The 17,524-nt window shown below is 37.7% G+C and carries 16 protein-coding genes; 2 read left to right on the top strand and 14 right to left on the bottom strand.

What is annotated here, in order from left to right:
* Positions 1 to 65 precede the first annotated feature (65 nt).
* Positions 66 to 1,262: an MFS transporter gene (locus B3D98_RS12210; protein WP_004225665.1), complete on the bottom strand. Its 1,197-nt coding sequence runs from the start codon at positions 1,260 to 1,262 to the stop codon at positions 66 to 68.
* A 302-nt stretch (positions 1,263 to 1,564) separates the two neighbouring features.
* The gene (locus B3D98_RS12215; protein WP_288583216.1) at positions 1,565 to 2,902 is read right to left on the bottom strand and encodes a trypsin-like peptidase domain-containing protein; all 1,338 of its coding nucleotides are present in this window, start codon (positions 2,900 to 2,902) and stop codon (positions 1,565 to 1,567) included.
* 293 nt (positions 2,903 to 3,195) lie between these two features.
* On the opposite strand from B3D98_RS12215, the gene B3D98_RS12220 reads away from it, so the two are divergent.
* Positions 3,196 to 3,516 (top strand): general stress protein, encoded by a 321-nt coding sequence (locus B3D98_RS12220; RefSeq protein ID WP_054548992.1) that lies wholly within the window; start codon positions 3,196 to 3,198, stop codon positions 3,514 to 3,516.
* A gap of 226 nt (positions 3,517 to 3,742) precedes the next feature.
* Here the strand turns inward: B3D98_RS12220 and B3D98_RS12225 are convergent, their stop codons facing one another.
* The 5 genes from B3D98_RS12225 to B3D98_RS12245 form a co-directional block, all read right to left on the bottom strand.
* Positions 3,743 to 4,402, bottom strand: a complete 660-nt coding sequence (locus B3D98_RS12225) for a zf-HC2 domain-containing protein (RefSeq protein WP_048394860.1) — start codon at positions 4,400 to 4,402, stop codon at positions 3,743 to 3,745.
* The gene (locus tag B3D98_RS12230; RefSeq protein WP_048394861.1) at positions 4,389 to 4,883 is read right to left on the bottom strand and encodes an RNA polymerase sigma factor; all 495 of its coding nucleotides are present in this window, start codon (positions 4,881 to 4,883) and stop codon (positions 4,389 to 4,391) included. The genes B3D98_RS12225 and B3D98_RS12230 overlap by 14 nt, the downstream gene beginning before the upstream one ends.
* 264 nt (positions 4,884 to 5,147) lie before the next feature.
* Complete coding sequence (locus tag B3D98_RS12235) at positions 5,148 to 6,116, bottom strand: tRNA dihydrouridine synthase (protein WP_066038210.1); 969 nt, start codon at positions 6,114 to 6,116, stop codon at positions 5,148 to 5,150.
* 307 nt (positions 6,117 to 6,423) lie between these two features.
* Positions 6,424 to 7,407, bottom strand: a complete 984-nt coding sequence (locus tag B3D98_RS12240; RefSeq protein WP_048394864.1) for a bile acid:sodium symporter family protein — start codon at positions 7,405 to 7,407, stop codon at positions 6,424 to 6,426.
* 11 nt (positions 7,408 to 7,418) lie between these two features.
* Positions 7,419 to 8,804, bottom strand: coding sequence for an FAD-binding oxidoreductase (locus B3D98_RS12245; protein WP_048394866.1), 1,386 nt, complete (start codon positions 8,802 to 8,804; stop codon positions 7,419 to 7,421).
* Positions 8,805 to 9,029: 225 nt separating this feature from the next.
* On the opposite strand from B3D98_RS12245, the gene B3D98_RS12250 reads away from it, so the two are divergent.
* A complete protein-coding gene (locus tag B3D98_RS12250; RefSeq protein WP_066038209.1) occupies positions 9,030 to 9,755 on the top strand; it encodes a FadR/GntR family transcriptional regulator in 726 nt (241 codons plus the stop codon).
* Between the two features lie 221 nt (positions 9,756 to 9,976).
* On the opposite strand, the gene rlmD is transcribed toward B3D98_RS12250, so the two are convergent.
* From rlmD to gatB, 7 genes are all read right to left on the bottom strand, one after another.
* Positions 9,977 to 11,344: a 23S rRNA (uracil(1939)-C(5))-methyltransferase RlmD gene (rlmD, locus tag B3D98_RS12255; RefSeq protein ID WP_066038233.1), complete on the bottom strand. Its 1,368-nt coding sequence runs from the start codon at positions 11,342 to 11,344 to the stop codon at positions 9,977 to 9,979.
* 109 nt (positions 11,345 to 11,453) lie between these two features.
* Positions 11,454 to 11,576 (bottom strand): cytochrome bd oxidase small subunit CydS, encoded by a 123-nt coding sequence (cydS, locus tag B3D98_RS12260; RefSeq protein WP_004225690.1) that lies wholly within the window; start codon positions 11,574 to 11,576, stop codon positions 11,454 to 11,456.
* A gap of 13 nt (positions 11,577 to 11,589) precedes the next feature.
* A complete protein-coding gene (locus B3D98_RS12265; RefSeq protein WP_004225693.1) occupies positions 11,590 to 12,615 on the bottom strand; it encodes a cytochrome d ubiquinol oxidase subunit II in 1,026 nt (341 codons plus the stop codon).
* Positions 12,612 to 13,958: a cytochrome ubiquinol oxidase subunit I gene (locus B3D98_RS12270; RefSeq protein ID WP_288583224.1), complete on the bottom strand. Its 1,347-nt coding sequence runs from the start codon at positions 13,956 to 13,958 to the stop codon at positions 12,612 to 12,614. The genes B3D98_RS12265 and B3D98_RS12270 overlap by 4 nt, the downstream gene beginning before the upstream one ends.
* 429 nt (positions 13,959 to 14,387) lie before the next feature.
* Positions 14,388 to 15,302 (bottom strand): diacylglycerol kinase, encoded by a 915-nt coding sequence (locus B3D98_RS12275; RefSeq protein WP_004225701.1) that lies wholly within the window; start codon positions 15,300 to 15,302, stop codon positions 14,388 to 14,390.
* Positions 15,303 to 15,374: 72 nt separating this feature from the next.
* Positions 15,375 to 15,938 (bottom strand): thioredoxin family protein, encoded by a 564-nt coding sequence (locus B3D98_RS12280; RefSeq protein ID WP_054548986.1) that lies wholly within the window; start codon positions 15,936 to 15,938, stop codon positions 15,375 to 15,377.
* Positions 15,939 to 16,095: 157 nt separating this feature from the next.
* A complete protein-coding gene (gatB, locus tag B3D98_RS12285) occupies positions 16,096 to 17,523 on the bottom strand; it encodes an Asp-tRNA(Asn)/Glu-tRNA(Gln) amidotransferase subunit GatB (protein WP_016995192.1) in 1,428 nt (475 codons plus the stop codon).
* Position 17,524: the final 1 nt, after the last annotated feature.

The following is a 17,524-nucleotide window of genomic DNA, read 5'->3' on the forward strand; positions in this document are numbered from 1 at the left end:
TACTAATAAGAAAAGAACGAATCCCATTTACATAATTGGAATTCGTTCTTTCGTGCTCTATAAAATTATGCTGTTTGCAATTCCTTCCCTGAGCTCTTAAGCGTTAGCATAACGATAAAGGAAATACAATACAGTGCTGCTAAGTAAATCATCACGACAGTCATATCGTAGCTTTGTAAAATAAAACCTACAAAGATTGGTGAAAACCCACCTATAGCTCGTCCAAAGTTAAAAATGGTGTTTGTTGCTGTACTGCGAATTTGTACTGGATAAAAGCTACTAATTAATGCACCATACCCTGCAAACATTCCATTAGAGAAGAATCCTACAACCGCACCGCCTACTAATATCGCTACTGCACCTGTTGCAAACGAGTAAAAGAATACAGCACATGCAGAGGCTACTAAAAAGATCCCGAATGTTCGCTTTGCACCAAAACGATCCATAAATCTACCAAACGTCAGCATTCCAATGATCATGCCAACTGCGGTACTAATTGTCCACAATGCTGAGCTTGAAACCGATAAACCTTGCGATTTCTGTAACATCGAAGGTAGCCAAATCATTAGACCATTATAGCCTGCAATTTGAACAGTTGCCATTAGAATTAGGGAGAGTGTTGTCATGGTGATACGAGGTGAAGCAAATAATTGTGCTAATTTCCCGTTCTCTTGCTTATTATTTTGTTGTTTCTGCGCTGCTAACCATTCTGGTGATTCATCAATATTTTTACGTACGATAAAGGCGAAAATAACTGGTAGTAATCCTACAAAGAATAATGCACGCCACCCTAAAGTTGGTAAAATAATAGCACTTAATAAAGCAGCTAAAATTACTCCATATTGTGCACCTACACTGACATAAGAGGATGCTCTACCTTGTTTATTCTTTGGCCAAGCCTCCGCCACAAGCGCCATCCCAATACCATATTCTCCGCCAGCACCTAAACCAGCGATAAATCTATAAACATAAACTTGTTCAATACTTGTTGCTACTCCTGTTAAGGCCGTTCCGATGGCAAACAAAATAATCGTATACGTAAACACTTTTACTCGACCATATTTATCTGCTAATACACCGAAAATAATACCACCCAGTAGCATCCCAATATTCGTGATGGATGAAATCAATCCACCTGTTGCAAGATCAATATTAAATTCTGCAATAATCATTGTCATAGCAAAGGAAATAAACATAATGTCCATTCCTTCTAGCGTTAGCCCTGCCACTGAAGCAACCACGGTTTTTTTACGATAATCCATTCTTTTTAGCCTCCATTTTCTAGTTGTCGATCTCTTTTAGTGAATGGATTATAGCTGTCTTGTCCATTCTCTTTTGAAGCCTCACGGGACTTCCTTTAAAAGAGGGGTACGAAACAATAATAAAAGCCCTTCCGTCACAGAGGACAAAAGGGCATGACAAAGCAAAGATATTAGCTTAAAAATATCACATAGCCCTTTTCAGCCTCTCTGGACCGTATTAAAGGATTTATATATCGTTCATTTATACCGTTCTACATTCTATAAGATTACTGAAGAAAAAGCAATGGTCGAATAGTGGAAATTCAACACGGTATTTCTATAAAGTTTTGAGCAAACTGATAAATTAGATTGGCAGGTACAGCCAAATTAAGGTTTTGACCATCATCGAAGCCTGCTGTAATCAGACCAACCAATCGCCCATGCATATCCAATAAAGCACCACCTGAACTGCCATTTGATATAGCGGCTGTAAATTGAATCATAGACATTTGCCGAATATCACGAAAACCCGAAACAATCCCATCAGAAACTGAGTTAAACAATCCTAACGGACTGCCAATCGCCACAATTTTTTGCCCTCGAACTAATTGTCCATCCATTTTTACAGGTAAAGGATGGCTTATTCTGTCTACCTTCAAAATAGCCAAATCATGCATATCATGATATTTTACAAATTGATGGGTAATATACTCGTTGGTATCATTTTCATAGAGCACAGAATAATATTTTCCACCACCCACAACATGCAGGTTTGTTAAAATATATCCATCTTGGTGGAGAACGACACCAGAGCCATAGCATAAAACCTTGTCATCCTCCCCGAAGGTCTTAATCATCACAACAGATGTGGCTAAGGAGGCTAATTGCTCATAGCTCCACTCCTCCGTCGCATTCGTTTTTTGAGCAGGAATGTTCAATTGTCTTGAAGTACTTTTAATAGGCAATGTTATTTCTTTTTCATAGAAATGTCGACACATATGTAAGGTAGATGACGCTTCTATTATAGGGTACAAATTGGCAATATCTCCTTTGGGATTCATGTAACAAATATCGCACCCCAGTGACGATAAGAAATATAAAAATAGTAATTCATGCTGCGTAATGTCACCTATAAAAACAATTTTGGGGGAAGTTGGATTTTCCTCCGAAAAAATTTGTGGTAAATAATAATCCATCCAATACAAAAATTTAACTGCAAAATTTTTTAACAACGTTTCATTAGGATAAGGCTGATTTTCTTTAAATAGTTGAATCATCTGTTTAAAGCTTAGCTTTTTTGTCCATTCAAGTTGATCACTCGCTAATTTACTGCACAAAGATAGCTTATACAGTAATTGCGGGTTTTCAGCAGCAGTCTGCCACATTCTCCAACTTTCCGACAATCTATCTACATCTTCCTTATTACGAATGACCTCAAGCTTATGCAGTCGTAAATAAAAAATGCTTTGCTTGGAGAAATACTCCTCCATTTTTAGAATCTCATCTTTATAAAAATCTACAGAATCAGGTATACCGATATATCGTAGAAAAACAACTTCCTTCGTAAGAGAATGTTTGTTGTGATTAATTTGCATAAACTCCTGAAAAGTATTTGCTGATTTATTGTATTTAATTTTTAACGGTCTAGTTGTCACAATCATCTTCATACAACTCCTATAAGCTCTTCATTACATATAATGGTACTTATATACAATTCTCTGATGTTTCTCTAAATCCTCTATTGATTGCAAACAAAAAAACCCGACTCTATAAAGAATTGGACGTAGCTTTGGAATAAAGATTTAGAATAACAACTCCCAATGTTTTCTAGTTGTTCATTAGTATTCCATTAGTTGTTAATGCCACTCTAACATAATTAAAAACTAAAAAGATGTTTTATCCATTCAATTTAGTGGAATAGATTGAATGTGAACATATATAGGAGGGATCAATAATGACAGTCAAATTGACAGTAGAAAACGTAGTACAGGCGAAACAAGAAGTGGAGAAATTAGAAGCGCAAGGATATCTTCGAGATAACATTTACATCTTTGCGCACTATGAAGAACGTGAAGATGATATTAACGAAGCACTCGGGACAGAAGAAGCTGGTATTAGCGAGCAAGGGTTCCTGACTTCTCTGAAGAACCTGGTGAATTCCCGTGGAGATGAACTCCGCAACAAGTTAGCTTCTGTCGGATTAAGTGAATCGGAAGCTGCTCAATTCGAGAAGGAACTGGATACAGGTAAATTGGTCATAATTGCCAATAAGTAAAAACAAACCCGGGAATCCAATCCCGGGTTTGTTTCATTTACACCTTCGTCTCTGTATTCAAGATAGCCTTTCAACTATTGTCAATGATCTGCTCGAGGAAATTTTCTTCTTCTTCATTAAAGAGTCTTCTTTAGCAATATGGTCCTATTCATAAAGAATGACACTTTTCCTTATTACGGAAAAGCACCCGATAATGGAATAACTAAATATGATTTCCATCAGATTATTATTTCTCCCAAATTAATACTGCACGTTCTAAAACTGAATCCCAAGAATCCTTTCCTCCAGGAACCATCTCTTCTGAATCAAATTCCACATAATATACCGCATCGTTATTTCCACTTTCAGGTAGAACAAAGGTATCTTCTTGTCCAAGCCTCTTTTCATCATCAATCAGGTTTCTCGAAGGTGAATCAGTCATTGTTTTTGTATAATAAATAAAACTCACAATCTTTTTCTCTCCATCAATTTCAAATTCCTTAGGAAACGTTCCGTGAACACCTGCACGGCTTTTGCCATAATATCGGGAAACCAACTGATGATCATTTTGTCTTTCGATTTTGATCAAATCTTCCGAATAAGGAATAACCGTTTCAAAATAGAAAACAGACAAATAGGTCCCCAATAAAATAAGTGCCGTTATGAAAACCGAAGTAATGGAAATGATCACTTTTTTCTTACGCCATTTTTTACTGATCTCTTTAAATTGAAAAGCCTTATTTTCTGCCGGGATATAAAGTTCCTGTTTCATGGCTTCATATTCTTTTTGACATTTTTCACAATGCTGTAAATGTTCGTCTACCATTTCTTTTGTATCTTCACTAACTACCTCATCAACATACAGAGGTAAAACATCTTGAATAATTGTGCATTTAATCTCTTTCATAATTCATCGCCTCCATATACTCGATAATTTGTTTTCTCGCTCTGTAAAAGGTAACCCTTGCCCACCCTGCACTTTTTCCAAAAAGACGTCCTATCTTTTCAAAAGGTAATTCTCCAAAAGTACGTAATGAAAAGACCTCCTTATATGGCTCATTCATCGAGTGAAGAAACTGATGAACCATGAAGGCATCTTCTTCATTCATCAAATGCTTTACAATTTGCACTTCCATACTTGATTCTTCTACTGCACCTGAATCTACTTGTCGTTTCTTTCTTTTGTAGTGTGAGAAATATGTATTTTTCGCAATTGTAAAAAGCCATGCTCGAATATCCTTAGAACCATCAAATTTTTTTATTGCTTTTAATGCCTTAAAAAATGCTTCTTGTGTTATTTCCTCGGCTATGCGCTCATCGTGACTTAATGATAGGATATATAAATAAACTTCTTTAAAGTATTCGTGATAGATTTCCTCAAAGTCCACCTATTTTCACCCCTTTCACTTATATAACTCTTAGAATTTAATTACGTTACAAAAATATGTTATTTTCGATTACCAATCTACAAATGATTCAGGGGCAATATTGTTATTTTCACAAACATAAAAACAAGAGCCCCCTAGCATCTGACAAAACCTCAATAGCGACAAATTGAAAGGAGCAAAGAAAGGGAAATCTCATCCCAAAATCTTTGCTCCTATTTCTACTGTTATTTACTTGACTTTATTGGTGGTTTCATCATTTCATTGTCAATCAATATCGTTTGATTCAAAGTTGTCTAGCAATACACGCACTTCATCCGTTGATTTTGTGTTCATCAATTGACTTCTTAATTCACCAGCTCCTCTGAATCCTTTGACATAAATTTTGAAGAAGCGATGAAGTCCTGTGATGGAACGTGGTAGTTCTTCCGCGTATTGATCTTGAAGATCGAGCTGCAGTCTTAAAAGATTAAGATACTCTTTACTGCTATGCTCTTTTGGCTCTTTTTCAAAAGCAAAAGGATTTTTAAAAATACCTCGTCCAATCATCACGCCATCAATCCCGTATTGTTCAGCTAGTTGGAGTCCCGTTTGACGGTCAGGAATATCTCCATTGATCGTCAGTAGCGTATTAGGTGCAATACGGTCACGAAGTTTTTTGATTTCCGGAATAAGCTCCCAATGCGCATCTACTAGGCTCATTTCCTTTCTTGTTCGTAGATGAATCGAAAGGTTCGCAATATCCTGCTTTAATATATGCGTTAGCCAATCCTCCCACTCATTTACATCCTTGTAGCCAAGCCGTGTTTTCACGCTAACAGGCAGTCCGCCCGCTTTTGCTGCTTGAATTAATTCTGCGGCCACATCTGGTCGGAGAATAAGGCCACTCCCCTTCCCTCTTGATGCTACATTCGGTACAGGGCAGCCCATGTTAATATCAATGCCTTTAAAACCTAGCTCTGCCATCCCAATACTCATTTCACGGAAATATTCGGGATTATCTCCCCAAATATGTGCCACCATTGGCTGCTCATCTTCTGTAAAGAGCAAACGACCGTGCACACTTTTCTTTCCCTCTGGATGACAGTAGCTATCCGAATTTGTAAACTCAGTAAAAAACACATCTGGTCGACCTGCTTCACTTACAACGTGACGAAAAACAACATCCGTTACATCTTCCATCGGTGCAAGCACGAAAAAAGGCCGTGGTAAATCGCGCCAAAAATTATCTATCATGTTAATTCCAAATCCTCTCACTATGGACATATTGATATATTTACCTCATTACCTAATAGAGGTAGAAGCATTATTTATCAAGAGCTAATGTAAAAATCAACAATGTTTATTTTAACGAAAATCAGTCCTAAATGGTATTTTAACAAACAAAAAAGTAGATGGTATAGATTATTTCTACCTCATCTACTTTTATTATACCTAATTTTCATTTCTATATTTTTTCGAATGGATCCATTTGTGAGGTGGATTTAAACAAAATAGATAATATGACTGCAATACTATCGGGTGGAACTCAAATATTTACTTTCTATATTTGAGTTCTGCCGTTATCTTCTTGCATCTGTTTATTATACTGTACCTCTGGTTTCTCTGGTTTTTTCGACCAATAGGTAGCGAGAATCGGACCAGAAATATTATGCCAAACAGCCCCAAGTACACTAGGTAGGGCCGCTAAGGGACCGAAGTGGGCAGTGGCTAACGCTACACCCAGACCAGAGTTCTGCATTCCAACTTCAATTGAAATAGCTCTTCGATTGCTTTCATCAAGGCCTAATACACGGGCTGTTATATAACCAAATAACAATCCGAATGCGTTATGAAGCACTACAGCTGCAAAAATAATGGAGCCTGCCGAAGCGATGGTATCGACATTACCAGCAACAACAGCAGATACAATAATCATAATAGCAACTACTGAAATAAGAGGAATCACATTAATACTTTTTTCTACGATTTGAGGAACAACTCTTCTGATAATAATCCCTAGGATAATAGGGATAATAATTACTTGAATAATTGAAGTAAACATTGCTATTGGATCAACTGGCATCCATTTACCTGCAAGTAATAATAGGATGATTGGTGTGGCAATTGGAGCTAATAATGTCGAAAAGGATGTCATTGTGATGGACAAAGGTACATTTCCTTTAGCTAAATACACCATGACGTTTGAAGCAGTTCCACCAGGTACAGATCCAAGAAGGACTAGCCCTGCAGCTAATTCTGCTGGCAAGTTCATTATATAAGCAATTAAAAAAGCGGAAAGTGGCATGATAACATATTGAGCACATACACCAATAATGACTGGTACTGGATTCGTGATAACCAATTTAAAATCAACTGCTTTTAACGTCAGACCCATGCCAAACATAACAATGCCTAGCAAAATCGTGATATACCCGCCAAATATTAAAAAGGGTTCTGGAGCTATAAAGGCAATAACAGCAATACAAATAACCCATATAGCAAAGTATTTTCCAGCAATCGTACTAATCGCTTCTAAAATTTTCATATTTCCACTCCCTATATTTTTATTTTCAATATTTTATTCGGATTGAAAAGTGTGTCAGGGTCAAGTGCTTGTTTAATCTTTTCCATCACTAGAAGTGCTTTACCGTGTTCTTTCTCTTGATATTTCTGCTTACCAATGCCCACACCATGTTCTCCTGTGCAAGTTCCTCCTCGTTCCAGTGCATACATCACAATCAACTCATTTAATTCATCAGCTTTCTTTATTTCCTTTGGATCATTCATATCAATCATTAATAGTACATGGAAATTTCCATCACCAACATGTCCAACAACCCCACCTGTAAGCGCTAACATATCAAGTGCTTCTCTTGCATGTTCAATAGCACCTGCTAACTCGGATATCGGTAAGCAAACATCGGTTACCATTAGTTTTTTTCCTGGATGTCCATGGACATAGGCGTAAGCTAAATTATGGCGAGCTTCCCATAGTTGATTTCGGGCTGCATTATCCATCTCAAATTCAATATTTTTGCAATTATGAGCCGCTACAATCTCTTTCATAAATTCTACATCCTGCCTTAAGCCAGCCTCATTTCCCTCAAATTCCAAAAATAAGGTTGGTTGTTCTTCATAAGCTGTTTGACTATACAAGTTCACTTGTTTCATTGAAGGTTCATCTACAAGTTCAACTCTTGCAATGGGAATTGCCGCTTGTAGAATACTCACAACTCCTTCCACAGCATCATTCACTGTTTCGAAGGACGCTCTAGCAGCCATGACACATTCAGGAATACCATAAACTCTTAACGTCAACTCAGTAAAACAACCAAGTGTTCCCTCTGACCCAACAAATAGACCGTTTAAATGATAGCCCGATGAAGATTTCTCTGCTAAATTCCCTGTATGAATCACTGTTCCATCTGACAGAACAACCTCTAAATCTCGAACTTGATCGCGCATAGTACCATATTTAACAGATGTTGTCCCACTAGCATTTGTTGCGGCCATTCCTCCAATTGTCGCATCTGCTCCTGGGTCTACGGAGAAAAATAATCCATATTTCTTCAACTCTTTATTCAATTGAGAACGTGTCACCCCTGGTTGAACTTTCACAAGAAAGTCCTTCTCTCTAACTTCTACTATTCTGTTCATGAGTGAAAAATCAATTGTTATCCCATGATTATAAGGAATCACATGTCCTTCTAAGCTTGTTCCTCTTCCAAATGGCACTATTGGTACTTTGTATTGATTTGCTATGTTCATTATCTTACTCACTTCTTCTGTCTTTGTCGGAAATACCACAATATCGGGTAGACAGGCACTATGATAGGATTCATCACTGCTATGCTGTTCTAAAATCGTTTGATTGATTGTCACTTCAATTTCTGGAAGAACACTTCGTAGGGCCATCACTAATTCTTCATTTGTAGTAATCATTTTTTCCTTCCCCTTTTGCTCTCATAGTATTTGGATGGTTTAATTATTAATTTTATATGTCATACCAATTTTCTATATTCTTAAAATTGGTCCAACCTTTTTACATTGTACTAAATATTCAGAAAATATCAACTATTATTTTTTTTCGTAAATTGATAAACATGCTGTATTTCTGTATGATTAAAGCGTTTATAGTACTATGTATTTAAGGTGGTGAGATAGGTAATGCCTCAACCAAAGAAAAAAGCGTATCAAGTAATTGTTGATCAAATAAAGGAATATTTTTTAAATGGTGAATTACAGCCTGGGGATAAACTCCCGACAGAAAGAGAATTAGCGAGTCGTTTTAATGTCAGTCGAACATCGGTAAGAGAGGCACTTCGAAAGCTTGAAATAAAGGGATTTATTGAAATTAAACAAGGCAGTGGTAGCTTTATTAAAACAGCAGAGTCCCATACTTTAGGTGAAGAACTCTCCTCTACAATTATTAATACTGAAAAAAAATTAATTTATGAAATGTTGGAGCTTCGCCAAGCACTTGAAGTAGAGTGTGCCTTTTTAGCTTCACGACGAGCTACTTCTGTAGACTTAGAGCGAATTAGCCAAGCATTAGACATGATGGATCAAGGTAAAAATGATGTAGAATTAGGAATTCAAGCAGACCTAAGTTTCCATCATAATATTGTACTCGCTTCACATAACTCTATATTTTTACAACTGTTCCAAACCCTTAGTGAGCATATGCAAGACACAATCCGAGCTACCCGCAGACAACGCTTGGAAGATCCAGAACGAACGCAAGAGACTATCGATGAACATAAAAAAATTTACTTAGCCATCGCCTCTGGAGATGCGAACCAAGCTAAGCAACTCATGGAAAACCATATCACGCAAATAAGACGAGAATTAACAGAGTCTCTTTTAAGTCATATTGGAGAAAAAAACAATTAAAACTAGAGATACACAATTATATATAGTTTATAAGTGATGGGATGTTCTGAATGGTTTTTGTCAGTGGGAATTGGCTCAATTAGTGAATGTTACAGATGGAAGAAATTACATCGAAAAAAACTCGGATTCGTATTTGATCGAATCCGAGTTTTTATTGATTTTAACTAAATTCCGTCCTAAAACGGTAATTTTTATATTGTATAGATGAGTTTAGTAATGTGTTACACATTTAACTTAAGCCATGCCACGGCTTCACAATGTGTGGAGTGCGGGAACATATCCACTGGCTGGATTTCCTGCGTTTGATAGCCGCCATCCTCTAAAATGCGAAGATCGCGTGCTAGTGTGGCTGGGTTACAGGATACGTAGACCACTCGTTTTGGTCGTTGCTCTAGAATAGTAGTTAGCAGTGCTTCATCGCAGCCTTTGCGCGGTGGATCAACTACTAGTACGTCTGCTTCCTTGCCTTCTTTATACCATCTTGGGATAACTTCCTCTGCTGGGCCTGCCTCAAAATAAGTATTTGTAAAACCATTAAGCACTGCGTTGCGTTTGGCATCTTCAATCGCTTGTGGGACAATTTCCACGCCCATGACAGTCTTTGCTTTTTGAGCAAGGAATAAAGAAATCGTACCAATTCCACAATACGCATCAATGACACGTTCATCTCCCTGTAAGTCAGCATAATCTAGTGCTTGCTTGTAGAGGACCTCTGTTTGCTCTGGGTTGACTTGATAGAAAGAACGAGCAGAGATTTCAAAACGTACATTACCGATAGTATCAATAATAACGTCTTTACCCCAAAGGTTGATTGTGTCATCACCAAAAATAACATTGGTTTTCTCACTATTCACATTTTGCATAATTGATGTAACGTTTGGCACTAGCTTTTGGATTACTGCAATAGCTGCCTCTTTTTGTGGTAACTTTTTCTTTTTCGTTACAAGGACAACCATGACTTCTCCTGTTGCTCGTGCTTTACGGATAACGACATGACGCAACATGCCTTCATGTGTATGCTCATTGTAAGAGCGAACACCTAACGTTGCTAATTCCTTTTTCAAGCCTGCAAGAATAGCATCTGCTTCTCCTGTTTGAATTAAACAGCGATCCATATCCACAATGCTATGCGTTTTTGTTTTATAAAAGCCGGCAATCGCTTGTCCTGCTTCATTTTCAGAGAAAGGAATTTGTGCTTTATTACGGTAGTGCCAAGGTTCTTTCATACCTTTTACTGGGTGAACAGGTGCATGAATTTTACCAATCCGCTGCATCACATTGCGCACCATATTTTCTTTCCATTTTAGCTGCCCCTCATAGGATAAATGCTGTAATTGACAGCCGCCACACTGCTTGAAGTAATCACATGGAGCTTCAACACGGTCTGGAGATGGCTTGATAATATCTATTACCTTTGCAAAGCCATAGTTTTTTAATGTTTTTAACACATGGATTTCGGCCGTTTCGTTTGGCAGTGCGCCTTGTATGAATAGTGGATAACCTTCAACCTTTGCGACACCATTGCCATCATGCGTTAGATCTTCTATATAAACTGAAAGTCGTTCATTTTTTTTCACGGGTGCTGACATTCGTACATCCTCCATTTCAATCTCCTTATTGTAGCATGTGTTGGCGAATGAAAAAAGAACAAGACTTGGCTGTTGCGCGTCTCTGCTAATTAACTTGAAAAAAGAGTCGCTATTCGCGACTCTTTTCCTGCTCTTTTGTAATATGATAATCCCTTGGTGCCCACCAAAATGCACACAAGATCCCAAGAATGACGACAATAAAAGGCGCATAAAAAATTAAAAAACTTTGCATATGTGCTTTCCTCCTATGCGTGATTATCTTCTTTTCCTGTCACATATTTTTTATTGAATAAGAATAGTTTCATCAATAAATAAAGTGAAGGAAGAAGAAGACACAGTCCTAAAATAAATGCGATAACTAAAGCGATCGCCATTTGTGTGCTTGTAAAGCTATCGTAAATGGTTAAATACGGATACAGTAGATATGGATATTGAGCAATTCCATAAGCAAAGAAGGCTACGGCAAATTGAGCAATCAGGAGCCCAACTGCAAGTCCGTACTTTTTACGCATGGCAATGAGTACGACTGTGACAATAAATAAGACAGCTGAAATCGCAAACATCCACCATAAATTTACCATATGACTGTAGCTCTCTGGGTTGATGGATTTCATTTCATACATAATGCCAAGCGCACTAATCATTAGCGGTGCTGCCCACACAAGAGCATATTTTCTCATTAGTTTCGTTGCTTCGCTATCATTTGCTTTATGCGCGTACCATGTTAAAAATACGGCTGAAATATACAATACCGCAGCGATACTTAGTACCACAATGCTCCAAGCAAATGGACTTGTATATAAAGTCCAGTAGTTCAGCACAGGCTGCCCATCAATTACATCAACATAGCCTCCACCAGCAATGGCAAAGACAACGGATAAAGAAGCGGGAATTAATAAACCTGCTACACCATATGTCAGTGTATATCCGATATGGCCTCGTGTACCATACGATTCAAAGGCATAGTAGGAGCCTCGAATTGCCAATAGTACAAGCGAAATACTAACGGGCACAAGTAAAATCGTTCCGTAATAAAAAGCGGTTTGCGGGAAAAAACCTACGATTCCTACAAAGAAGAATACTAAAAAGACATTGGTAACTTCCCAAACAGGCGATAAATAACGTTTAATAATATTTGTTAAAATATGATTTTTTCCAATAAGTAGGCTGTATGCATTAAAGAAGCCAGCACCAAAATCGATTGATGCGACTATGACATAGCCAAATAGGAATATCCATAATACTGAAATACCTAAAATCTCTAACGTCATAGGATGTCACCGCCTTTTTCAGAGTGGCGATCTTCAATCTCTTGTTCGATTGGGTTCTTTTTAAACATTCTTACCAATACGACAATACTTCCCACTGCTAATACTGCATAGACTCCTGCGAATAAAAGCAGCATTAAATCCACATGGTCGCTCGTCGTAGCTCCCTCAGGTGTACGCATTAGTCCATAAAGTATCCATGGTTGACGTCCAACTTCGGCAAGCCACCAACCTGCTTCAATAGCGATAATTGATAGTGGTCCTCCCGCTACGATAATCCATCTATACCATCGTGAATGAATAAACTGCCAGCACCGTGCTTTCCCTACAACATAAAGTAATGAAACTAGCATCATAAACATACCAATGGAAACCATGATATCAAAGAGATAGTGAATATAGAGTGGTGGTAGATCCTCTTCCTCAAATTGATCTAAGCCGATTACCTCTGCATTAGGATTAAAATGTGCAAGAATGCTTAAAGCATACGGAATTTTGATAGCATATTTAACTTCTTCTCCATCTAAGACACCAAATAATACAAGAGACGCCTTACCTTCTGTTTCAAAATGCCATTCTGCTGCTGCTAGTTTTTCGGGTTGATATTCGGCTAAGTATTTTCCTGAAAAATCTCCAATCACAGCGGCTGCTATGGAGAAAATCAAGCCAATTTTCATTAGTAAAAGTAGTGATTTTTTATGGTATACATGCTTCGAGCCTTTTAACATTCTAAATCCTGCAATAGCTGCTAGCACAAATGCCGATGTCATGTACGCTGTCACAAGTACATGTGCAACCTTCGTTGGCATGGCGGGGTTAAACATTGCAAGAAAAGGTTGAATATTAACAAGTTCTCCGTCTACGATATCAAATCCTCTTGGTGCGTTCATAAAAGCATTAACGATTGTGATAAAGACTGCCGACATCGATGCTCCGACAGCAACAGGGATTAACAGAAGCATATGCTTTTTCTGACTATCAAAGCGATCCCAAGTATATAAATAGATGCCCAAGAAAATCGCCTCAAAGAAAAATGCAAACGTTTCCATAAAAAGTGGTAACGCAATTGTTTGACCAGCGAGTTGCATAAAATTAGGCCATAATAATGATAGTTGTAAGCCGATTGCGGTTCCAGTTACCACACCGACTGCTACAGTAATGACAAAACCACGGGCCCAACGTCTTGCCATTAAGATATAATGTTCATCATTCTTTTTATACCCAGTCCATTGAGCAATCATAATCATTAACGGGACACCCACACCAATTGTTGCATAAATAATATGGAACGATAATGTTAACTCCGTTAATGCTCGGCTCCAATAGACCGCTGATTCATTAATCATCTCATTGCCCCCTTAACTTCCAAATATTCTTCCAAGAATAGAAAGTAGCATAATGATTGCAACACCAAAGCTTAGCCATATAAGCTTCTTTTCTTGTGACTTATACAAAGGCAACACTTCCTTTCCCTTATCCATACCCCCATTTTCCACTATTCCAACGAAAAAAACCTTAATAACGGACCGAAACTTCAGTCTATTATTAAGGTTTCAAATTTTGTTCAAGTAATATACGCACATTTGCCAAACATTTTTCTAATTTCATTCACATTCTTACTTCTAAAGCTTAGTTTATGGGATTTAGCCAGTTTTATTCTAATGATGGAATTTTAATTTGGAGCGGCCTCTCCTTCTTTGAGAGCACTTCAAGCAATCAAAAAAATACAAAATAAAGCTCATCCACAATAAAATCGGATGAGCTTTTCGGGTTCATTAAATACGGTCTTCCTCTCGAATATCTGCGAGTGGAACAAAGATTTCGATGTGACGCTTTAGGTTTTCAAATGTAGCAGGAGCGTCTCCGCCATATTCGCCATCGAGGTTAAGGTGGACCTCATTTTCTGTAGTAACTTTGACAACGCTAGCTTTTTTGTAGATGACACGATCATCATTTAAATGTTCGCCTCTTAGTGCCATGGCAGCTAGTTGAATAAATTCAGGAAGACTTACCTTCTTTAGCACTATTAAAGTAAAGTAACCATCATTAATGCTTGCATCAGGAGCTAGTTTTTCAAAGCCGCCTACTGAATTCGTTAACCCACATAGGAACATCATAGCGTCGCCATCAAATACTTCGCCATCATATTCAATGCGCATATGTGAGGCTTTGATGGATGGAATCATCTCAACTGCCTTTACATAATAGGCTAACTGACCAAGCATTGTTTTCATTTTGCTTGGTACTTCGTATGTTAGCTCTGTAATACGTCCGCCAGCAGCAATATTGATGAAATAGCGTTCGCCATTTAAGAGACCAACATCCACTGGCAATGTGTCGCCTTGAATAATAATGTCTACTGCCTCTTCAATATTTCGAGGGATATGCACGGCACGGGCAAAATCATTTGTAGTGCCCATTGGAATTAGACCAACTTTCGGACGGTTTTCAAATGGACTTACACCTGAAACAACTTCATTTAATGTGCCATCTCCACCAACTGCGATGATGATATCAAAACCGCGTTCTACCGCATTTTTTGCTGCAAGCGTTGCATCGCCTTCACATGTTGTTGCGTGACAGGATGTCTCATAGCCTGCTACCTCTAGTTTTTCCAACACCTCTGGTAGATGTTTCTTAAACACTTCGCGTCCAGATGTAGGATTATAAATGATTCTTGCTCGTTTCATAACATACCTTCCTGCTTCATAAGATTCTACTTCATTCAACGATTTGTACGTTGAAATGTTGCAATACTCTTGTTATTTTTGTAATGCTTCTGTTACTTGCTTCTTAAAGTCCTCATAAACAAATGTCCAATATGTTTGATTGGAGATATTTTCTTCACGAATTTCTGCATAAAGAGCCTTTTGTGCCTCTTCAAATGTTGGATCTTCTTTATCTGGTAAGCTTGCTCGTTTCGTTACGACGAACTCTTGTAATTCTGGTGCGCGTGGTCCCCATTTTCCAATCACTTCTCCAGCATCATCTAATAATAGATAAATTGGAATTGCACGACCACCGTTTGTTAAATAACGATCAATTAGTTCTGTATCAGCATCACGGAAAACGGTACGCATATCTAATCCTGCCGCTTCAGCAATACGGCGAATAATTGGATTATTTAACATTGCGTCTCCGCACCAATCCTCTGTAATCGTTAAAATTTTAGGTTGTTTTTCTTTTAATAACTCAATAAAATCATCGTTTGTTGGTACTTCAAAGCCATCATAAATACGAAAGCTTTCTTCTTTTAACGTCGTCATGTTCTCCATATATTGCTGTATTGATATAGCTTCATTAAAATACTGTTGTTCTGTTTTCATTGGCTCGTCCCCCTTATTACTGTCTATTCTATATTTTGCTATGAATACTCTTTTTAAACAACTATTAAGTTTCGCAAAATGCAAATTTGTTACATTTTTGAAAATTAATAGCCGAGGGAGCAATGAAGCTCTCTCGGCTATTATGTTACAACGAGTATTATCGTTTGGCAATTTCTTGTTGTAATAATTTATTAACCATTGGTGGGTTAGCTTGACCTTTTGTTGCCTTCATAATTTGACCAACTAAGAAGCCAATCGCACGATCTTTACCATTTTTGAAGTCCTCGATAGATTGAGCATTGTTATCTAAAACTTCTGTTACGATTGCTAGTAATGCACCTTCATCAGAAATTTGCACTAAGCCTTTTGCTTTCACAATATCCTGTGCAGATCCGCCATTTTCTACCAATTCAGCAAATACTTTTTTACCGATCTTAGAAGAAATTGTACCGTCTGTGATTAATTTCACCATTTCAGCAAGGTTTTCTGGTGTTAATGCAGTATCTTTTAGATCTTTTTGCTCTGCGTTTAAATAAGCAGAAACATCTCCCATTAACCAGTTAGCAGAAAGCTTAGCATCTGCCCCATTTGCTACCATTGCCTCAAAGAAGTCTGAGATCTCTTTAGAGATAACAAGAACTCCAGCATCATAAGGTGTTAAGCCTAGTTCTTCAACATAGCGTTTTTTACGAGCATCTGGAAGCTCAGGAATTTCAGATTTCACACGCTCTAACCATTCATCATCAATTGAAAGACGAACTAAGTCTGGCTCTGGGAAGTAACGGTAATCGTCTGTTCCCTCTTTAACACGCATTAAAATTGTTTTACCTGTTTTTTCATCAAAACGACGTGTTTCTTGCTCAATCACGCCACCAGATAATAATACATCTGCTTGACGTAATTCTTCATGTTCTAAACCACGACGAACATAGTTGAAGGAGTTCAGGTTTTTAAGCTCTGTTTTTGTACCAAATTCTTCTTGACCATAAGGGCGAATAGAAATATTGGCATCACAACGTAATGAGCCTTCTTCCATCTTACAATCAGATACGTCAGTATATTGAATAATCGATTTTAACTTTTCGAGATATGCATATGCTTCGTTTGGTGTACGAATATCTGGCTCAGAAACGATTTCAACAAGCGGTGTTCCTTGACGGTTAAAGTCAACTAGTGAATGGTCACCAGCATGTGAAAGTTTACCAGCATCTTCTTCCATATGAAGACGTGTGATACCGATACGTTTTGTATAGCCGTCTACTTCAATATCAATCCAACCATTTTTACCGATTGGTTTATCGAATTGTGAAATTTGATAAGCTTTCGGATTATCTGGATAGAAGTAGTTTTTACGGTCAAACTTTGTTTCTTGTTCGATTTCCATATTGAGTGCAAGTGCTGCACGCATAGCGAAATCTACTACATTTTTGTTCAGGACTGGTAGGACCCCAGGATAGCCTAAATCGATTACTGTTGTATTTGTATTTGGTTCAGCACCAAAGTGAGCAGGTGCTGGTGAGAAGATTTTTGAGTTAGTCTTCAACTCAACGTGTACTTCTAAACCAATGACTGTTTCAAAGTTCATG

Source organism: Lysinibacillus sp. UBA5994 (genome assembly GCF_002429725.1).
Taxonomy (GTDB): Bacteria; Bacillota; Bacilli; order Bacillales_A; family Planococcaceae; genus Lysinibacillus; species Lysinibacillus capsici.